This is a genomic window from Vibrio sp. Vb1018 (genome assembly GCF_033338775.1).
Lineage (GTDB): Bacteria > Pseudomonadota > Gammaproteobacteria > Enterobacterales > Vibrionaceae > Vibrio > Vibrio alginolyticus.
In genome coordinates, this window is the sequence record NZ_JAWOTI010000001.1 from 539630 (window position 1) to 558965 (window position 19336).

Genomic DNA, 19336 nt, shown 5'->3' on the forward strand with positions numbered 1-19336 from the left:
GAAAATGACAAAAAGGAGCACATCATGATCCAACTAGAACATATTAACTTAGTCGTGAAAGATATCCCTGAAATGCTGAAGTTTTACCAAACTGCATTTCCACATTGGTACGTGCGTGATGAAGGTAAAGGCGAATGGAGTGGCAAACCAAGAAACTGGCTACATTTTGGCGACGAGTATCAATACATAGCCATGAGTGACCATGGCGAAGGAGAAAACCGCGAGTTGAGCGGGCACCAAGTTGGGCTAGCGCATTTTGCTTATGTGACCAACAACGTCGATGCAATCATCAAAAGACTAACCGATGCAGGTTATCCGATTGCCCAACCTGGTGCTGATGAACCATACCGCAAAAATGTGTATTTTGTTGACCCTGCCGGTTTTGAGATTGAATTTGTTGAATACCTGGCGGATGACCCAAAACTTCGTAACCTGACAAGCTAAAAGAGATGTAAATAATAAAACGCCAGCAGATAGTGACTGCTGGCGTTTTATTTTATCTATCAGGCTTCTTTATCGCATTAGCGCTGTTTGGCAAAAACCTGAGTCCAGTAATATCCGTAGCGTGCAGAGTGATTTTCGACAAGCGACGCGCCCATCTGATCAAAATCCGCACTCATGATATTAAGGCAGTGACCTTCACTCGATAACCAAGCATTAACGACGGCGTTAATGCTGCTTTGCCCTACGGCGACATTCTCACCAATGGCGCTCCAAGCATAGCCCGTTGCGTTAACTCGATCTGACATCTTGCTGCCATCAGAGCCTGTGTGGCTCATGAAATCGCTGTTCGCCATGTCGCTTGAATGTCGATAAGCGGCGCTTTCCAAATCGTAGCTCCAAGTCAGGGCCCCAACAGGTGGCATGGTGGTTGCACCACACTGTTGTGTAGTAGAGCGGGCGCTGTTGACCGCTGCAAGCATCTGCTCGGCAAATGTGCCTTGTGACGATGTGGAACCTGAGTTTTGTGAGCCGCTTTCTGCTGGGGCTGACGACTCCCCATCGCCGCCACATGCGCTGAGAAGTAGGGCCAAAGCAGGCACTAAGATCTTAGTTGGCATTGTATTTCCTTTATGAGTGACGAAGAGCAAACTGCGCTTTTCGATAATAACGCCCAATAAACTAACAAAAACCAATAAAAGCACCATATATCTTAGGGGTTTTTAACCAAAGACTCACATGAAGTTTTCAATCGCCTTGGTTCGGTCGATAAATCGGCAACGTTTCAGCCCAAGTATGGAATGGCGTTTCATCCATATCCTGTATTGCTTGAGTGATAAAATCGATGAACACCCTAACTCGGGCAGGCACATATTCCCGGTTGGCATAGAGAAGATACACGCCATTTCCTGCTTGGCGCATGCTCGGAAATATCGGCACTAAACGCCCCGCTTTAAGCCAGTCTCTCGCGATAAAATGAGGGATCTGAGTTAATCCTAAGCCTTCTGCGCAAAGCTCTGCCATAGATTCACCGTCATTTACAATGTAGTTTCTTTCGGGGTCATATTCACTCGCACCGTCTGGTTCTGGCATCCGAATCGGCAACAGTTTCCCCGTTTGTTTAAAACGAAAACGAACCCAAGAATGGTCATTGAATACATCCGAGCCACTCGGAACACCATGGCGCGCTAAGTAATCCTGACTGGCACAAATGATAAAATCGATAGGGCTGAGCTGACGCACAATCAATTGACTATCGTGAACGATACCAGAGCGAATCGACACATCAATACCTTGCTCAATAATATCAACGTAGGCGTCATCGTAATGAATATCGATAGTGATGTTAGGGTAGCGGCGACAAAACTCTTTTAATAAAGGACGAATATAGAGGCGACCGTACGAGACTGGCACATTAATCTTAAGCTGCCCTGAAAGTGCATCATTGTGACTTTTTAATGAATCCTCACATGCCGCCAGCTCTTCCAGTACAAACCTAGCAGTATTTGCGTACCGACGACCAGCTTCTGTCAGTCGGCTCTGTCGCGTAGAACGTTGAAAAAGCTGTATACCCAAATCGCTTTCAAGACGATGTATGGCTTTGCTCACGGTCGAAGGGTCAGTGCCATACACTTTGGCAGCCGCAGCAAAACTACCGCCATCTAAAGTGGCAATAAAAAATCGTAGGGACCGTATCTTATCCATATAACCAATGAACTCTATTCATGAATTTTATTCACTTTAGTAAAGACCAAGTGGCTCTTCAATCACTAATTAGCCTAAATATAATGAACCTCAATAACTTGATGCTCTGTTAGCGAGGAAAAAACCATGGGTAAAATCGGATTGAAGAATGCACTACAACTATTGATAGCAACACTAGTCCTATTCTTTGGGGTGCTTCAAACAGCACATGCCGCAGATAAACGAATTGGTATTCTAGTTTACGATGGCGTACTGACCTCTGATGTTACTGCTCCTTTAGAGGTTTTTGGCGTCGCAAGTCGTCTCACTTGGTTTAGTGATTATGACGTGCTCACCATTTCCGTCTCCGATCAGAAAACCATCACCACTGAAGAAGGATTAAAAATTGGTGTGGATGCTTGGATTGGCGATCAGCCGGAACTCGACGTATTGGTTTTAACATCCAGCTATGACATGGATGCACTAATCGAAAATAAAGATCTCATTCACTTTATTAAAACTACCTCAAAGGCGGCAGATTGGATGGCAAGTAATTGCTCTGGCGCGTATTTGTTAGCCGAAGCTGGCCTTTTAAACGGCAAAAAAGCAACAACTTGGGCCGGAGGTGAAAACGGCTTTCAAAGAGATTACCCTGCAGTCAAAGTACAAGTCGACCAGAATTTTGTCATTGATGATGGCGTTATCACTTCGAACGGTAGCCTAGTTAGCTATCAAGCTGCTCTTAAGCTACTTCACCTTATGACTTCAGAGTCTAAAGCTCAGGAAGTCGCAGATGCCATCCAGTACTCACGTTTTTCCAACCAACCATTTTAAGCGTGTAAGAAAGTAATCAGAGCCACCCTTCGATATTTCGAAGGTTAACTCTTCGAATTTATCTTCCTAATCGAACAACCCTTTTTATCACTGTAAAAGCGATAAAAAGGGTTGTCGTTCATCTGGCAGACACAACGTGCTCTCCAAACTTTTTATCTTAATGCTATGGAAAAACATAAACGTTACGAAGCACTGACGAAAGATCGATACCAAGAGATCTACCGTCTCGCGTATTGGTTATGCAAAGATCACCACCTTGCTCAAGATTTAGCGCAAGAAACCTTTCTGAAAGCGTGGCGATTCTTTGATAAATTAAATGACCCCAACGCCGCGAAGTCTTGGCTCATTACTATTTTGCGTCGTGAGAATGCTCGGCGCTTTGATAGAAAACAGTACGATTTTGTCGACATTGATGAGTGTGCAATACAGACAAAAACCTACCCTGGCAGTGACTACGACATGGCCCAAGATTGGCTTCAAAAACAAATGATGATTCTCGAACCCAAATACCGAGAGCCGTTGCTCTTGAGCTTAGTGGCTGGGTTGAATCATGATGAAATTGCCCAAGCCTTGAGGCTCAACCACAACACAGTGGCGACTCGATTATTCAGAGCGCGTAATCAGATCATCGCACAGAAGGAGAATCATTAAGACACAAAAAGTAGTCAACCATGTAAACTAACTGGCTATGCTCCGGTCTATTTCATAAGTCGTTACACAACTCGACGCTTTAACGCTTTACATCAAGCGCGACTAGATGAACACTTCTTGTCAAAGTACAATAACAGCCGACATAGAGTAGAGTCAGTAAAACATTATGAGTAACACGACGGCGAAAAAGCCGAATCCCTTATTTGAAATCCTTTTCAACGTATTTATCCCTTCCTTCATTTTGATGAAGTTTAGTGGCGATGAGCATCTAGGGACAGCAATGGCGCTGGTTGTCGCTTTGCTATTTCCTATCATTTATGGCGGTATGGACCTTGTCCGTAACAAGAAATTTAACTTTATTTCTGCTCTGGGCTTTATCAGTGTTCTACTAACTGGTGGCATCGGCTTGTTAGAGCTTGATACACGCTGGTTAGCACTAAAAGAAGCCCTGATTCCTGGCCTGATCGGTTTAGCGGTTTTGGGTTCAACGTTTACCCGCTACCCGCTGATGCAGAAGTTAGTACTGAATGACACAGTGTTGAACCTCGCGTTGATTAACCAACGTTTAAAAGAAAATGATAAAACCGATGCGTTCGAACGTTGCCTTATGTCTTCTAACTACCTGTTTGCAAGTACTTTTGCGTTCTCATCTGCAATGAACTACTTCCTTGCGACTTGGATTGTGACTAGCCCTTCTGGTACTGCTGCCTTTAACGAAGAGTTAGGCAAAATGACGCTGTACAGTTACCCAATGATTGCCATCCCAAGTATGTTGATGATGTTCGGTATTTTTTATTACATTTGGCGTCAAGTACGTGCGATGACATCGCTCGAAACAGAGCAAATCTTCCATCTAAAATAGCCCTATCATTACAAATAAACCCATAAAAAAGGGAGGATTTTATCCTCCCTTTTCTCAACAGACTCACTGTAAATCATAGCGTCAAAATGATTTTACCTGACACTGCTGACGAGCGTCGCTCAACCATTTCAATCGCTGTTTGAAAGTCCTCTAACGACAGATCATATGCAACGTTTAACTTTATGTCGCTGCTAATAAAGTGTTCTAACATTTCAGCGAACACCGTCTTTCTCCCGCCTTTACCTACCGATTCTTCCCAATACCGCAAAAAGAATGTACTAAAGTCGATGTTGTTGGCCTTCATCGATTCAAAAAACTCAGGCGTATAAGGCGTTAACGACAATGTTCCGTAGTTGATGTATTGGCCGTTTTCTTTCAAGGTACGAATGAGATCCGTGCCAGCCTCACCGCCTATCGCATCCAAAGCGACCGTTGGTTGTGGCAGTTGGCGCGTTTGCAGCTGCGCGTGTAAGTCTTGTTTTGCGTCCAACACTGGAATCGTATCGTACGGATACTTTTCTGGCTTTGAAGTCACAGCAATCAGTGTAAAACCCAGTGAGTGAGCAAGCTGGGCGAATATCTTACCGATCGCTGACCCTGCCGCATTGATGATTACCACATCGCCTTTGTTCAACTTCGCCACTTTAGTGGTGATAACCCACGCGGTTAGCGCGTTGATGTACAATTGGCAGGCATAGCCGTTCTCCAAACTCTCAGGTAGCGGAAAAAGATTCTCAGGCGAAGCATCTATGTAGTATTGCCAAGTACCACTCATCGCCACCAACACTTTTTGCCCAACTTGAAGGTCAGTTTGACCGACTGCACTGACTTCCACCACACGCCCAACCGCTTCAAATCCCGGCACGCGAGGTGGTACGTGAACGCGGCGGTATTGCCCAACACCATGAATGGAAAGCAAGTCACTTGGGTTAATGTTTGTAGCTTCGAGTCTCACCCGAACCTTGCCCTGAACAAGCGGATTGAGGGGCTCTTTTTCCAACGACAGCGATGTTTTGGGTTGACCAAAACAGAATTGATTCACTCGAGTATTTATCGTTGGTGCCATTGTTATTCATACCATGTAATTGAAATTCAAAAAGGAAGTTTCGCGACTTCTACTCAAAAGCATTAAGTGAAGTCGAAGCTCTGTATTTCTACCTGCGCGATGCGCCGTTCACTCTAAACTGTTGTGGCGTCATATCAAAATAGGCTTTAAATGCTTTGATGTAGGATGAGTCGTTTTGATAACCCACTAGGTCTGCAATGGCTTGGATTGACAACGATTCATCTAACAAAGAAAGCGAGTAAATTAGCCGAATTTGTTGCCGCCAAAGCAGAAATGAAGTGTTGAATTCCTTGGCGAACAACCGTGATAAAGTACGCTCCGATGCCCCAATTTTCTCCCCCCACTCTTTTAGCGAACAGCTCAACGCTGGCTCGTCAGTCAGTCGCTCGAAAATCAGTTTTAGTCGTCTGTCTTGTGGCAGCAATAACTGAAATGTCTGCACGTTGCGTTTCAAAATTTGATCATGCAGCACCGCCAGCAAATGCAACACTTCTTCGTGGCTTGTCTCACCTTCACACTGTCTGCGGATCTCTTGTAAAAGCTCATTTAAAAACGACGTTAAAGCAATGGTTCTCACTTGTGGCTCGTACGTCGCACCAAACTCAGGGTTGAGGTAAATACCAACAAATATCGTATTGCTTAGAGCAATCGACTCGTGTTGAACACCCGCAGGAACAAATAACGCAGAAGTGTGCGGAACCAAATGCTGATAATGCTCCGTTTGTGTTTGCAATAACCCTTTGATAGGAAAGATGATTTGATGCCAAGTGTGTTGATGCAGCGCATCAATGTAACCTTTTGGCATGTCGATAGTTTTCACCAAAACAGGAGAATGGGGATTCGCGGCCATCATCTCATTGGAGGTGATGACGCCTGACTTCGAATCAATTTGGCGAGTTAGCATTGTTTATTGTCTTTTCATCCCTATTCCGACACAAGTTCTCTAGGCTATCATGCTCCGCATCGTGAATGAAGGTAAACACTTTATCTCTCATTCAAATAATAAGGAGGTTATATGAAGAAAATCGGCGTCGTAAAAGCTGTGCTAGCAGGGAAAACCGTCCCTTATGCTCATGGAGCGCAAAGCGCAATCAACAAACAAGTGCTGCCTGAGCGCCAGCACGCAACAGAGCTTGGTTTTACCAGTGATGAGCAAGGCGATCCGCGCTTTCATGGTGGCATTCAAAAAGCGCTTCATCTTTACCCAAGCGAGCACTACCCAATCTGGCAACAAGAATTAGGCAAAAGACCAATTTTCCAATCCGCCGGCGGCTTTGGCGAAAACATCAGCTCCGAAGGCGTCACCGAATCCATGATTTGCTTGAAAGATAAAATTCGCATCGGCTCAACACTACTGGAAGTGTCGCAAGGTCGCATGCCTTGTTGGAAACTTAACGTACGTTTTGACCAACACGACATGGCGAGAAAACTGCAAGATACGCTTCGAACAGGCTGGTATTTCCGAGTGTTGGAAGAAGGTGATATCGGTGCAGGTGACGAGATTATTCTGTGCGAAAGACCTTATCCAGAATGGCCACTGGCTCGCATCATGGGCGCGGTTTTCACTGGCTGTTTAGATAGAAAAGAACTCACTCAGCTGTCTGAGCTGCCGTTAGTCGAGTCTTGGGGCAAGTTGGTCGAGCGCCGCCTAGAAACTGGCGAAGTTGAAGATTGGGAAATGCGCTTGGTTGGCCCAACTGTGGGTTAACACCCCAAAGTAAAATTTAAGCCACGCTCTGAACCGACTATGCCGTCAGAGCGTGTTTTTTTGGTTTACTTCGCACTCGGGGCTGGGCGTTTCGACTTACCTTGGAACTGCTTAATGCTCTTCTTAGCATTAGTTCGGCGGTTGGCTTTTTTATCGCGTGGCGCGCGTTTGCTCTCGCCAGTTGATGGCTTATCCGTTACTGGAAAACCAACCAGATCTTGCACTGGCAATGCACGTTGAGTCAGGTGACGAATCGCGTTTAGTGCGTCCATTTCACCATGACATACCAATGACATCGCCACACCTTGTTCGCCTGCGCGAGCGGTACGTCCTACTCGGTGAACATAAGTTTCTGCATGCATTGGCAGTTCAAAGTTGATCACTACAGGTAATTGCTCAATGTGAATGCCGCGCGCTAGTAGATCAGTGGCAATCAACACCTGAATTTGCCCAGATTTAAACTGCGCCAGTGCTTCTTCTCGCTCTGCTTGGCTCTTGTCACCATGCAGTGCATTGGTTGAGATGCCCGCTTTGTTTAGCTTTTTCGCTAAGCCATCAGCATTCTCTTTCGCACCAATAAAGACTAACGCCTGAGTCCACGCGTTTTTTTGAATCAGTTCAATCAATGCCTTGGTTTTACTGCCTTTATTGACCATGTACAACGTTTCAACGATGTCTTGATTCGTGCTGTTTTCTTGATGCGCTGCAACTTGCTTTGGTGCCTGCATAAGCAGCTTCGCTTTACCCTTCAAATCATCTGAAAACGTCGCCGAGAACATTGCGGTTTGACGCTGGTTTGAAATCAGCCCCGCAATATTTTGCACGTCAGGCCAAAAGCCCATATCCAACAGACGATCGGCCTCATCCAACACTAGGTAATGGATATTGCTTAAGTCTAAACCGTTGTTTGCCAGATCAACCAAACGACCTGTCGTCGCGACAAGGATATGAGGATTTGTCGCTAGCGCCTGCTGTTGTTGCTCTTTATCAACGCCGCCACACAAACACACTGCGTTGAGTTCAAGAACTTGACCAACTTGGTTAATTGCTTCACTCACTTGCATTGCCAGCTCACGAGTTGGCACAAGAATCAGCGCTTTTTGCTCTGGATTGACACCCAGCTTTTCCAACAAAGGCAAACCATAAGCAAGGGTTTTGCCGCTGCCTGTATTTGCCAAAGCCAATAGATCTTGACCAGCCAACAGCTCAGGAATGGCCAACGCTTGAATATCGGTCAGTTTCTTGAAGTCTTTTGGCAGTGCGTGAATCAGCTCAGAACTCAATGAGAGAGTAGAAAATGGCATTAGCGAAACCTTGTACTTTTGGTTGAAGAGGCAATAAAAACAATGAAGATGCGGTAAAACGCAGGCGCGGACTTTACCACAATCTGTTAGGTGAACCATCCTATTTTAGGCGCTTAAACCAAGCGGCGCCGATGCAAATCTTCAGAAAACAAAAAAGCGCAAAAAAGCCGTTAGTCTGTACTGCCACAGAGCTAACGGCTAAAAACCCTTGAAGAGAACGCTTCGTCAGCCTTTCACTGCGGCTGAAAAGAAATGTGCAGTTTATTAAAGCACAGCTTTACGATTCGGTAAGAACACTTCACCCAACATGCAACGAACCGAACCACCACCAATAGATTCTATGGTAGAAACGTCGAATGGCAGCAATTTACCGTGCGTTGCCAATTGCTTTCTTTGTGCAGGTGAGAATGCATCGTACGCCGATTGCGACATCGCAATCACCTTGTCGCCGTTGATCGTTTCTAGTTGCAGAATGTTACCGCAGAACTGGTTCATCTGATCAAGCGAAATTGAGATGACTTGCTTGTCTTTGGCGAGTGACTTCATTACAAAACGACGCTCAAATTCTGGGATCACTTCGTCACAAATCACGCAAAACTGTTCGCCAACCGCCATCATCACATTGGTGTGATAAATCGGCGCACCAGACGGCAAACGAGTTTGGAAAGAAATCACTCGTTCATAGCCAATACGATCGGCGTAATCTTCTAAAACCAGACGATCACAACGTTGTGAGAGTGCGGCGTAGACCGTTTTATTTAGGTGGTCAAACACCATCACACCCGTGCTTTCTAAATACGCTTGCTCGTCAAGATATTCAGTTAGACTGCTGCGTCGATGAACTTCTCGCCCTGCTTGCGCTAGTGCTGCCACAAGTGCATCGGGACGTACTTCTTTTTGACGGTTTTCACAGGCCATTGGAAAGGTGTACAACGTGCCATCTGGCGTAGTGCTAAACCAATTGTTTGGAAATACCGCGTCTGGCGTTGCAACATCTGAAGTTGGATAATCAAATTCAACAACTTGAACGCCCTCTTGACGCAGCGTTGCAACCATACTCGCGAACTCGGCCATTACTCGACGTGAGACTTCTTCTTGGCTGAGTGACACTTTATGTTGGAACTCATTATCTTGTGCGGTTTCTTCATTAAAACGAAACTCTTTCGGTGGCACCATCACTACGCAGTTCGCGGTTTGGCGCTGAGCACTTTGCGTGCTTTCTTCTTTCCCATTAGCAAATTGGGTCACTGATTCGTGTAATAGCATCCAATACATTCCTTATCACTAGAATGAGGAGATTGTAAATTTATTGTTAACTTCAGTTTTGCTGTTTTGACAATTAATTTAATTGCCCAAAAGTAATTTTTGCTGCATTAAGTTCATTTTTCCCTAAATTTTATTGTCACTTTGCAGGTTTAAGCTTTTATTGCACCGTGATGAACATGATAAGAATTCATCATAAGAATCAGAACCATAGACAATCACACTCATAACCAACTAGTTACATTTAAGACACAATCGGTTAGACTATTTTTTCGCCCCTCTCGTCAATCGGTCTGCTTTATCGAGGAGCAGGCAAGAAACTCTCATACACGCGGTTTCGTCCAAAGCAGCGTGAATCGATGGATTTAGCCACCCCAAATGGCACTGTTTTAACTTTAGGATGAGTTATGTTTAAACGATTTGAAGGCTTTACAGAGCCGTTCCCCAAATCTACACCGGATCAGCCTCCTTCAGGGATGTTCGCTTTTCTGCGTTATTACACTCGTGGTTATGAAAAGCCTTTGATCATCATGTCTTTGATGGCCACAATTGTGGCTGTTGTTGAGGTAATGTTGTTTGGCGCCATGGGACAATTGGTTGATTGGTTGTCTACCAGCAATCCAGAAACGTTCTTACAAGACAACAAATCGGATTTGATTTTCTACGGAGCCTTATTGCTGGTTGTCATGCCTATATTGGTGATCTTGTACTCGTTGCTCGTTCATCAAACGTTATTGGGCAACTACCCAATGTCTATCCGCTGGCTTGCACACCGGTATTTGCTCAATCAAAGCTTGAACTTCTATCAAGATGATTTTGCAGGTCGAGTCGCAACGAAAGTCATGCAAACCTCATTAGCTGTGCGCGAAACCGTGATGAAAGCTATGGATGTGTTTGTTTACGTTACGGTTTACTTCACCAGCATGATCATTATGTTAGCGACGGCAGACTGGCGTTTGATGATCCCAATGATTGTCTGGCTACTCGCTTACATCGCTATCCAAATCTATTTTGTCCCTAAGCTCAAAGACGTCGCTTCAGCACAGGCCGATGCACGTTCGACAATGACAGGGCGCATCGTCGACAGTTATACCAATATTCAAACCGTCAAACTGTTTTCTCATAGCCAGCGCGAAACCCAATATGCCGAGCAAGGCATGAAAGGATTTTTGAATACGGTCTATCGTCAAATGCGCCTAGTGACCGGCTTCGACGTCGCTGTAGAGATCTCAAACTATATTTTGGTCTTTTCCGTTGCTGCTTTATCGATTTACCTGTGGTTGGATAGTGCCATTAGCGTTGGCGCGATTGCGATTGCTGTTAGTCTTGCATTGCGCGTAAACGGTATGTCGATGTGGATAATGTGGGAAGTTGGCGCCCTCTTTGAAAACATGGGAACCGTTGTCGATGGAATGAAAACACTCTCTAAGCCTATTGATATTAAAGATAAACCAGGTGCAAAAGACTTGGTTGTCACTGAAGGAGGCATTCACTTTGATAACGTCAGCTTCCATTACGGTGAGAACAAAGGCGTAATTAGCCATCTCGATCTCAACATCAAACCAGGAGAGAAAGTAGGCTTGGTTGGGCGCTCCGGCGCCGGAAAATCGACTTTGGTGAACTTGTTACTTCGTTTCCACGATGTCGAAGACGGCAGCATTAAGATCGATGGACAGAACATCTCAGAAGTCACACAAGACTCTTTGCGTTCAAAGATCGGTATGGTGACCCAAGATACTTCTCTGCTACACCGTTCAATTCGAGACAATATTTTGTATGGCAATCCAGATGCGACAGAAGAAGATTTGCTGAAAGCCACTAAGCAAGCGCATGCCCATGAGTTTATCGAAACTCTGACCGACCCATTTGGTAATGTCGGATACGATGCGCAAGTTGGTGAACGTGGTGTGAAACTGTCTGGCGGCCAACGTCAGCGTATCGCAATATCTCGTGTGCTACTCAAAGATGCACCATTGCTGGTATTGGATGAAGCAACATCGGCTCTAGATTCAGAAGTCGAAGCAGCGATTCAGGAAAGCTTGAATGAATTAATGCAAGGGAAAACGGTTATTGCTATCGCTCACCGATTATCGACCATCGCACAAATGGATCGCCTCATCGTGCTAGATAAAGGCAGCATCGTTGAACAAGGTTCTCATCAAGAACTCATTGCGAATAACGGCATTTACGCCCAGCTTTGGGCGCATCAAACTGGCGGATTTATCGCTGAAGAACTAGACAATCAACACGCTTCTTAACGAGTGATAAGCTCAATAAAAACGGCGCTTTAAGCGCCGTTTTTTATTTAAATCCATGGCTAGATGCTCATATAGCCATTGTGGTTTCTCATATATGAAACACTCTCCATGATAAAGCTCACACTTTTTCTGCTAATATACCGCCTCGTTGCGTATCCATTGCAATGAACACAATACAGAGTATTGAGCCGTCTTCATTTGTCATTTCACTTTTTGAGAAACAGCTATACTCAATAGATGGCTTAGTTATTATATTAACAATAAGGTAATTAGCTTATGTGTAAATGTGGTTCAATGCAGATCGTACAACTCAAACCAAGTTGGGCTGACAAGCTATTTGGCTACTCAGAAAGATGGAAATGCCAACTTTGTTGTAAGATCTACCGCATCTAAAATTAAAAATAGAATCTTAGTTTTTCTAAGAAAAAGCAGTGGCCCGACAATGATTGTCGGGTTTTGTTTTTCTGAGCATTCATTTTTTGTCCCTTCTCTACAAGATTACTCATCACGGCAAAACCTAGCATCTTAATGTGACTTAGGTATAGAATCAGGCCCACTTATTCTTTCCGATATTCATATATAACTGGTCACTATGAACAAAAGTTTGCTAACGAATGTCCTCGCTATCGCTTTGATGGCTGGAGGTCATCAATTACAAAACGACTATCTTTGGTATGCAGGGCTGTTTGCGTTCTCAGGCGCCATCACCAACTGGCTTGCCATCCATATGCTGTTTGAGAAAGTGCCTGGATTATACGGTTCTGGCGTGATCCCCGCGCGATTTGAAGAGTTTAAACTGGCTATCAAAAACTTAATGATGGAACAGTTTTTTACTGAAGCGAACATTGACCGATTCTTGAATAAAGAAATGGCGGGCGGTGTGAACATCGATCTTCAACCAGTAATTGAGAAAGTAGATTTAAATCCAGCATTTGATTCCCTAGTGGAAGTAATTGAAGGCTCTCAATTTGGCGGCATGCTAGCGATGTTTGGCGGCTCGGAAGCGCTACAACCCATGCGCCAACCTTTCGTCGAAAAGATGCAAGAATCCATCATTGAGTTGAGCAAGAGCGATAACATCAAAGAAGCACTGAAAGAGCAATTCGAATCTCCTGCAATGATGGATGAGATAAAGCAGAACATTGAAGGTATCATCGATCAACGTTTAAGCGAATTAACACCGGCATTAGTTAAAGAAATGGTGCAAAAAATGATTAAACAACACCTTGGATGGCTAGTCGTTTGGGGCGGTGTTTTTGGTGGTTTAATTGGCGTTATCAGCACCTTTATCGGGGCATAATCGCTCACCGATTTATTAAAAAGGAGCTTCGGCTCCTTTTTTATCTTAAAAAAATAATACGCCAAGTCACGCCAAATAATATGCTCAACACATTAGCGCTGCGGTCATAGACATCAGCCTCGCCTAACCAAGGAGCTCAGGGTTCACGCCAAATCCCGTTTTATGTTCTTCAATGACCACTTCACTACGAGTTTGAATCACGCCCGGAAGCGTGCCTAACTTGCTCGACATAAACTCCTGATACGCTTTCATGCTCTTAACACGAACTTTTATCATGGTATCGAAATCTCCAGAGAGCGAGTAACACTCTTCAATTTCAGGCATCAATTCCACCGCTTTCGCAAACTTTTCAAAAATAGAAAAACTGGTTTGGTCTAAACGAATATGGATGAATACTTGCACATCCAGCCCCAACTTTTCCGCATTCAACTCCGCATGGTAACCATTGATATACCCTTCTTTTTCTAGTCGCTTTACACGGTCAGAACATGGAGAAGTCGTTAAGTTAATCAGCTTTGCTAGTTCTACAACTGGAATTCTGCCTCTCGAATGAAGCACTCTCAAAATATGTAAATCAATCCGGTCCAATTGATAACTCATTAACCCACTTCCTTGTAACCACTTAGAAAGCATCACATTAATCGTTGCTCAAACAATTGCAAACCATCAAATGCACAGCATGTGAAATTCAGCAGAGAATAACCAGAAAACAACGAAGGAGGGAAAGAGCTATGATTATTGCCGCTCACTTAGTAACCGTGATATGAAGAGAAAAAGCAACCTAGCGGCTCCCGCGGAGTCGCAAATTTGAAAGCGCATGACACGCCTGTATAGATATGTCGTTCGGGCAACACTGCCCTATTTAGCCATTAATCATGGCTATCACTCAGAATTAGAGTGCGGCCGATGTATGCCGTGTAGGATGTGGCACAACCTCTCCAATTGCACGATGATTACAACAACGGCAGTAGTATTGAGGCTCCATCTCGTAATAATGTTCACCTGATACAAATTTCGCCATCAGCTGTGTAAAACTCACCATTTTGCCTGTTAACGAGTCAACAGACTGAGGCTCGCAACGCTTCATAATCACTTTATGTTGCGTTGATTTTCTACAAGCTGCGCAATATATATCCGGCATTTCTCTTCTCCCTACTTTTTCGTCCTACTGACAATTGACATATTTTGTTCAAAATAATTCCACAATTAAAAAGCTCCTTTAATTTTTTGTGCCCTATCTTCAAAAAATTGAACGAAAGTATCAAAAAACTGAGACATTGGTCAGACCTCAACTTTTGTACCATCAATATGATCAAACGTGCTTATGTGTGTAATAATACGACACATTACACATAAGCAATTGTTCGGGCTTATTATTTAGTAAGGCGCATGACAACTTTACAGCTGGCTAGATCGAGCTTTCGAGACGCCTTGTTATCTTGATTTATCTCGCAAACCAGTTGCTAGCAGCTATAGCCGTCTCATCAAGGAAGAAATGCATGACGATACAACCGACTCTTACTACCGAAAGACTCGTCCTCCGGCCATTCAATATCGATGACTGCCAACAAGTGGCTTTACTCGCTGGAGATAAGCGAATTGCCGACATGACAGCAAACATCCCTCATCCTTATGAGCGACCGATGGCGCAAGCATGGATAGATAGGCACGATCCGATGTATCAGCAGCATCAAGGCGTGGCGTACGCTATTACCTTGCGAAACACTGGTGAGTTACTTGGTGCAGTGAGTTTACCGTGTATCGAAGAGGGCTACGGTACATTAGGCTACTGGGTTGGCGTGCCACATTGGGGGAAAGGCTATGCATTCGAGGCCTCCAAAGCCTTACTCGAATTTGCTCGAATGCACTTTGAGTTAAACGGAATAACCGTGATGCATTTGGTGGACAATCAGCGTTCTAAATCGGTGATCCAAAAACTAAATATCCCTTACATCGGTGACAAAACATTGCGCATGCAAGGCAAAGAACGAAAGGTTTGTGTCTACCAACTCACGTTCGTCGCTTCTGAATAAAGTCGAGGAATATGTCGGATGATTATCCATGAAACTTCACAAAATCTGCCCAAGAACAACCCTTTCTTGCTAGGAACTGTATTGTTGTCGCTGTTCTATTTTTCCTACCTAGCAGACAAGGTCGTCGAGTTTGGACTCGTAGCACTCACAATAATAGGATTGAAACTGCTCTCAACGTACTTCACGCGCCGCGCGTTCAATCCTAAAACGCTAGATATCGATGCAAGCACCAACACCTTGAAGTACCGCCAGGGCTCAACGGTTTACTTCCGTCTACCTCTTGATGACATTGTCAAAGTCCAAATACAGAAAGAGTTCTTCTCTAGCAAAAGTTTGATGCTCTACACAGTCAACGACGCTTACCAAGTGCCGAATTCAGACAATTTCGATTCTCTACAGTTAAAGGATTTAATGAAACAACTTGAAGAGAGAATTGATGATCAATCTCGCTAAAACGAAAAGAGAAGACATTCTAGAATGTTGCCAATTTGGTCTCTAAATAGAAAGACAAAAAAGCCAGCAATAACGCTGGCTTTTCTCTGTGTTAGTCTTGTGCGACTTTCACGCGAATTTTGCTTTTTTCTACGTTCGTCAAATTCAGTGCTTCAAGAGCAGAAATGGCTTCTGCTTCGTCCGGCATGATGACAAAACCGAAGCCTTTCGACAAACCCGTGTCTTGATCAAGCACTAGCGAACACAGTTCTACTTTGCCGTACGCTGAGAATAATTTGCGGATATCTTGCTCGGTCATGTGACGAGCCAAGTTTCTTACTAAAAGTTTCATAATGAACCTAGTTGGTTTGATAACGGTTCGATTCTCTCAGTTTCTCTCTGGCAAACCAAGTGAATAATATGACGGCGTTGACTAGATCATTCTAAGTACATCTGTTTAAATGATTTTCCGTTCATTTTTCACCCATAGGAGAGTCGGCATGGAAACGAAACGTCTCAAACTCATCCCTGCTTGTTTAGAACGAGCCGAAGAGGCGCATCAAGCTGTCGTTCGCAGCCAAAAGACTCTCGAAGTCTATCTGCCGTGGGTGCCTCATGTGCTGACATTAGAAGCGATGATAGAAGGGACAGAGAAAGCCATCGCAAACTTTGAAAACTTCGAAGAAGAGCTGCGTTACTACATCATTGAAAAGGAAAGCGATCGCTTACTGGGTGCGGTCGGCTTGATGATTCGAGATCCCGACGTACCATCCTTTGAGATAGGTTATTGGTTAGATAATGCTGCCGTTGGCAATGGTTATGTTGCCGAGGCTGTGCTCGAAGTTGAGCGCTATGCGTTTGATGACTTGGGCGCCAAGAGAATCGCAATTCATGCTGATAGCACCAACCAAAAGAGCTGGGCTGTAGCCGAACGCTGTGGTTATGAGTTCGAAGGAGAGCTCAGAAACGAACGTCTTACCACATCGGGAGAGCTGAGTAACACCGTTATTTACGCCAAAATTCGTCGCGACTAACACTCCAATCTAACCGAGCAATGCTAAGCTCTGATCTCAAGCTACCACCATTAACGCTAATTAAGTTTCAGATAAAACAAAGCCCGCTAAAATAGCGGGCTTTGTGTTCATATACGGGAAGTTACTAGTCTAGTTCAACCAGTTTTTTCTCGAACGACTGGTGTTGGTCTAACACGTCTTGCGCAGCACCGCCCGTTGCTTTACTTACCACAATGATAGCAAGCGTAGAGAAGATGATGCCCGGTACGATTTCGTACACATCAAACCAACCGCCAGTTAGCTGCTTCCAAACCACGATAGTGATACCACCAACAAGAATACCTGCTAACGCGCCGTTACGGTTCATACCGCTCCAGTAAAGGCTAAGTACAACCGCAGGACCAAATGCCGCACCAAAACCAGCCCAAGCGTAAGATACAAGACCAAGTACTGAGCTATCAGGCGTCATCGCTAGGAATAGCGCAACAAGCGAAATAACGATAACACCGATACGACCAATCATTACGATTTCTTCAGAAGACGCTTCTGGCTTGAATACTTGCTTGTAGAAATCTTCTGCAAGCGCTGAAGATGAAACAAGGAGCTGTGAGTCAGCGGTACTCATTACCGCCGCTAGGATTGCTGCTAACAACATACCCGCAACGACAGGGTGGAATACTGCGTTAACCAATAGCATGAAGATCTTCTCGCCGTCTTCTAGTTGAGTACCCGGATGACCCGTAACCCAAACCAGACCAACAAGACCAACAAGCATTGCACCGACCATAGATAGTGCCGTCCAAATCACTGCGATACGACGTGCAGTTGTTAGATCTTTGTTTGAACGAGACGCTTTAAAACGCGCTAGGATGTGTGGCTGACCAAAGTAACCAAGGCCCCACGCCGCTAGAGAGATAATGGCAATCGCAGACAATGGTTCGCCTTTCGCGTCATTCCATAGCGTTGCAAGTTCTGGGTTGATGTCATGTAGATCAGAACTTAGCTGACCTAAACCACCGTCCATTACCGCTATAGGAACAATCATTAGCGCAGCCGCCATTAGCAGACCTTGCACTAAGTCAGTCCAAGATACCGCTAGGAAACCACCGAATAGTGTGTAAGAAACGACACACACCGTACCGATGATAACAGCGTAGGTGTAATCTAGACCGAATACCGTCTCAAACAGTTTGCCCCCTGCGACCAAACCTGAGCTGGTGTAGAAAAGGAAAAATAGAAGAATGAAAAACGCAGAGATTGTCTGAATCAGTTTCGACTTATCGTTGAAGCGACGTGACAGGAACTCTGGCAACGTTAGCGCGTCAGTTTGGATACTGTAGGTACGGAGGCGTTTTGCACTGATGAGCCAGTTTGCCCATGTACCAAGAAGTAGACCGCCGGCTAACCAGAAGGCCTCGATACCCGCAGCGTACGCATAGCCAGGCAAGCCTAGCAGCAACCAACCACTCATGTCTGAAGCACCTGCAGATAATGCAGCAGGCCACGGACCTAGGCTACGGCCACCTAGGAAGTAGTCAGATGAATTGGAAGTCCTCTTATACGCGTAAACGCCAATAGCAACCATAATCAGTAAATACGCCACAAAAGTGGACGTGATAGCAAAGCTATTTTCTATCATTAGATAGTCCTCGTTATAATTATTTCCTTCCTTGCCTGCCCTGATATTTTACCGTCTCAGCAATACATCAGAGTATAAAAAACCAATCTGGACCGGCTCTCAGTCCAGTTACTCCAGATTGGCATTACAAGTCAGGTTAGTGAGTTTCGTTCCCCAACTCGAGTAGAGTTGCGTTACCACCCACCGCGGTAATATTTATCGTTCGAGTGCGCTCAGTAATGAAGCGCAACGAGAGATGAGGATCATGAGCCAATTTCGGTGACTCTAAATCCGTTTCAGAAACTAAGCCGACGATTGCACCGTCACGCTTAGCTAGTTGAAGATTGAGCGCATGCTCAACCTGTGAACGCCCAACATAACCCACACTACGTACATCGCTCTCAAGCAACGGGGCAGACGCATCGTACGCAACAACCTGGACTAAGTTAGATGGGAAGTTTGCCAACGCTACAGCTTGCTTAACCAATTGGTTTAGCTCTGCATTGTCACTGCAAACGACCACACTGTTGCCTGCAATTAAGGCACAGGTGATCATCGCAAAAGCACTGTATAACGCATTATCAGCAGGCTCGATGTTGTTTTCACAAATCACCAAAGCCACACCGCGTCCTGCGGCATACAGTTCGTTAGTTTCCCCTGTAGGGCCAACTAACTGGTGAGTTTCTGCAAGAAGAGCTGATGCTTGTTGCAAGTGGTAAGAAACCACTTTGGCAACGGTAGACTGCTGCCCTTCTAGTGCAGATTTAAATGCCAGAACATGCTCGCATTTGTAATCAAAATCAGTCAGATTCCACTGCTCCCACGCAGAGAATGCATCTTTAAAATAGGTGATCTGATGAACCATAATGC

Annotated in this window: 21 protein-coding genes; 10 read left to right on the forward strand and 11 right to left on the reverse strand. The window is 44.8% G+C overall.

Translation table 11 applies throughout. From position 1 onward, the window contains the following. Positions 1–24 precede the first annotated feature (24 nt). Positions 25–444: a VOC family protein gene (locus R7Z10_RS02255; protein ID WP_005374615.1), complete on the forward strand. Its 420-nt coding sequence runs from the start codon at positions 25–27 to the stop codon at positions 442–444. A 77-nt stretch (positions 445–521) separates the two neighbouring features. Here the strand turns inward: R7Z10_RS02255 and R7Z10_RS02260 are convergent, their stop codons facing one another. Together R7Z10_RS02260 and R7Z10_RS02265 are read right to left on the reverse strand one after the other, a co-directional pair. After that, positions 522–1061 carry a CAP domain-containing protein gene (locus tag R7Z10_RS02260; protein ID WP_025768695.1) on the reverse strand — a complete coding sequence of 180 codons (540 nt, stop codon included), beginning with the start codon at positions 1059–1061 and terminating at the stop codon, positions 522–524. Between the two features lie 127 nt (positions 1062–1188). Further along, a complete protein-coding gene (locus tag R7Z10_RS02265; protein WP_318103818.1) occupies positions 1189–2145 on the reverse strand; it encodes a LysR substrate-binding domain-containing protein in 957 nt (318 codons plus the stop codon). A gap of 126 nt (positions 2146–2271) precedes the next feature. Here R7Z10_RS02265 and R7Z10_RS02270 point away from each other — a divergent pair, with 126 nt between their 5' ends. From R7Z10_RS02270 to R7Z10_RS02280, 3 genes are all read left to right on the forward strand, one after another. Further along, entirely contained in the window at positions 2272–2958 is a 687-nt protein-coding gene (locus R7Z10_RS02270) for a DJ-1/PfpI family protein (RefSeq protein ID WP_213973042.1), read from the forward strand. Positions 2959–3078: 120 nt separating this feature from the next. After that, complete coding sequence (locus R7Z10_RS02275) at positions 3079–3609, forward strand: sigma-70 family RNA polymerase sigma factor (protein WP_318103841.1); 531 nt, start codon at positions 3079–3081, stop codon at positions 3607–3609. A 166-nt stretch (positions 3610–3775) separates the two neighbouring features. Then, a complete protein-coding gene (locus R7Z10_RS02280) occupies positions 3776–4471 on the forward strand; it encodes a VC0807 family protein (RefSeq protein WP_053303949.1) in 696 nt (231 codons plus the stop codon). Between the two features lie 73 nt (positions 4472–4544). Here the strand turns inward: R7Z10_RS02280 and R7Z10_RS02285 are convergent, their stop codons facing one another. Both R7Z10_RS02285 and R7Z10_RS02290 read right to left on the reverse strand, forming a co-directional pair. After that, positions 4545–5537 carry a zinc-dependent alcohol dehydrogenase family protein gene (locus tag R7Z10_RS02285; protein ID WP_318103820.1) on the reverse strand — a complete coding sequence of 331 codons (993 nt, stop codon included), beginning with the start codon at positions 5535–5537 and terminating at the stop codon, positions 4545–4547. A gap of 88 nt (positions 5538–5625) precedes the next feature. Further along, positions 5626–6441 carry a helix-turn-helix transcriptional regulator gene (locus tag R7Z10_RS02290; RefSeq protein ID WP_053350192.1) on the reverse strand — a complete coding sequence of 272 codons (816 nt, stop codon included), beginning with the start codon at positions 6439–6441 and terminating at the stop codon, positions 5626–5628. A gap of 111 nt (positions 6442–6552) precedes the next feature. On the opposite strand from R7Z10_RS02290, the gene R7Z10_RS02295 reads away from it, so the two are divergent. Beyond that, positions 6553–7245: an MOSC domain-containing protein gene (locus R7Z10_RS02295; protein WP_053350141.1), complete on the forward strand. Its 693-nt coding sequence runs from the start codon at positions 6553–6555 to the stop codon at positions 7243–7245. A 65-nt stretch (positions 7246–7310) separates the two neighbouring features. Here the strand turns inward: R7Z10_RS02295 and R7Z10_RS02300 are convergent, their stop codons facing one another. Together R7Z10_RS02300 and R7Z10_RS02305 are read right to left on the reverse strand one after the other, a co-directional pair. Continuing rightward, the gene (locus R7Z10_RS02300) at positions 7311–8549 is read right to left on the reverse strand and encodes a DEAD/DEAH box helicase (RefSeq protein WP_318103824.1); all 1239 of its coding nucleotides are present in this window, start codon (positions 8547–8549) and stop codon (positions 7311–7313) included. Between the two features lie 264 nt (positions 8550–8813). Further along, complete coding sequence (locus tag R7Z10_RS02305; RefSeq protein ID WP_033906610.1) at positions 8814–9815, reverse strand: arginine deiminase-related protein; 1002 nt, start codon at positions 9813–9815, stop codon at positions 8814–8816. Positions 9816–10219: 404 nt separating this feature from the next. Here R7Z10_RS02305 and R7Z10_RS02310 point away from each other — a divergent pair, with 404 nt between their 5' ends. Beyond that, on the forward strand, positions 10220–12070 hold the full coding sequence (locus R7Z10_RS02310) for an ABC transporter ATP-binding protein (RefSeq protein WP_005374597.1): 1851 nt from the start codon (positions 10220–10222) through the stop codon (positions 12068–12070). Positions 12071–12662: 592 nt separating this feature from the next. Continuing rightward, on the forward strand, positions 12663–13370 hold the full coding sequence (locus tag R7Z10_RS02315; protein ID WP_005383549.1) for a DUF445 domain-containing protein: 708 nt from the start codon (positions 12663–12665) through the stop codon (positions 13368–13370). A 123-nt stretch (positions 13371–13493) separates the two neighbouring features. On the opposite strand, the gene R7Z10_RS02320 is transcribed toward R7Z10_RS02315, so the two are convergent. Both R7Z10_RS02320 and R7Z10_RS02325 read right to left on the reverse strand, forming a co-directional pair. Next, on the reverse strand, positions 13494–13970 hold the full coding sequence (locus tag R7Z10_RS02320) for an Lrp/AsnC family transcriptional regulator (protein ID WP_005374595.1): 477 nt from the start codon (positions 13968–13970) through the stop codon (positions 13494–13496). Positions 13971–14262: 292 nt separating this feature from the next. After that, positions 14263–14511 carry a hypothetical protein gene (locus R7Z10_RS02325; RefSeq protein WP_005374593.1) on the reverse strand — a complete coding sequence of 83 codons (249 nt, stop codon included), beginning with the start codon at positions 14509–14511 and terminating at the stop codon, positions 14263–14265. Positions 14512–14869: 358 nt separating this feature from the next. Here R7Z10_RS02325 and R7Z10_RS02330 point away from each other — a divergent pair, with 358 nt between their 5' ends. Beyond that, a complete protein-coding gene (locus R7Z10_RS02330; protein ID WP_054575373.1) occupies positions 14870–15403 on the forward strand; it encodes a GNAT family N-acetyltransferase in 534 nt (177 codons plus the stop codon). Between the two features lie 18 nt (positions 15404–15421). Continuing rightward, positions 15422–15856 (forward strand): hypothetical protein, encoded by a 435-nt coding sequence (locus R7Z10_RS02335; RefSeq protein WP_054575372.1) that lies wholly within the window; start codon positions 15422–15424, stop codon positions 15854–15856. A gap of 91 nt (positions 15857–15947) precedes the next feature. On the opposite strand, the gene R7Z10_RS02340 is transcribed toward R7Z10_RS02335, so the two are convergent. Continuing rightward, positions 15948–16187 carry an RNA-binding protein gene (locus R7Z10_RS02340; RefSeq protein ID WP_005374587.1) on the reverse strand — a complete coding sequence of 80 codons (240 nt, stop codon included), beginning with the start codon at positions 16185–16187 and terminating at the stop codon, positions 15948–15950. Between the two features lie 148 nt (positions 16188–16335). Between R7Z10_RS02340 and R7Z10_RS02345 the strand changes: the two genes are divergently transcribed. Continuing rightward, positions 16336–16869, forward strand: coding sequence for a GNAT family N-acetyltransferase (locus R7Z10_RS02345; RefSeq protein ID WP_170889920.1), 534 nt, complete (start codon positions 16336–16338; stop codon positions 16867–16869). Positions 16870–16993: 124 nt separating this feature from the next. Here the strand turns inward: R7Z10_RS02345 and putP are convergent, their stop codons facing one another. Beyond that, positions 16994–18487, reverse strand: coding sequence for a sodium/proline symporter PutP (putP, locus tag R7Z10_RS02350; RefSeq protein ID WP_005374582.1), 1494 nt, complete (start codon positions 18485–18487; stop codon positions 16994–16996). A 136-nt stretch (positions 18488–18623) separates the two neighbouring features. Beyond that, entirely contained in the window at positions 18624–19331 is a 708-nt protein-coding gene (locus tag R7Z10_RS02355; protein ID WP_005383557.1) for a 1-pyrroline-5-carboxylate dehydrogenase, read from the reverse strand. Positions 19332–19336 lie beyond the last annotated feature (5 nt).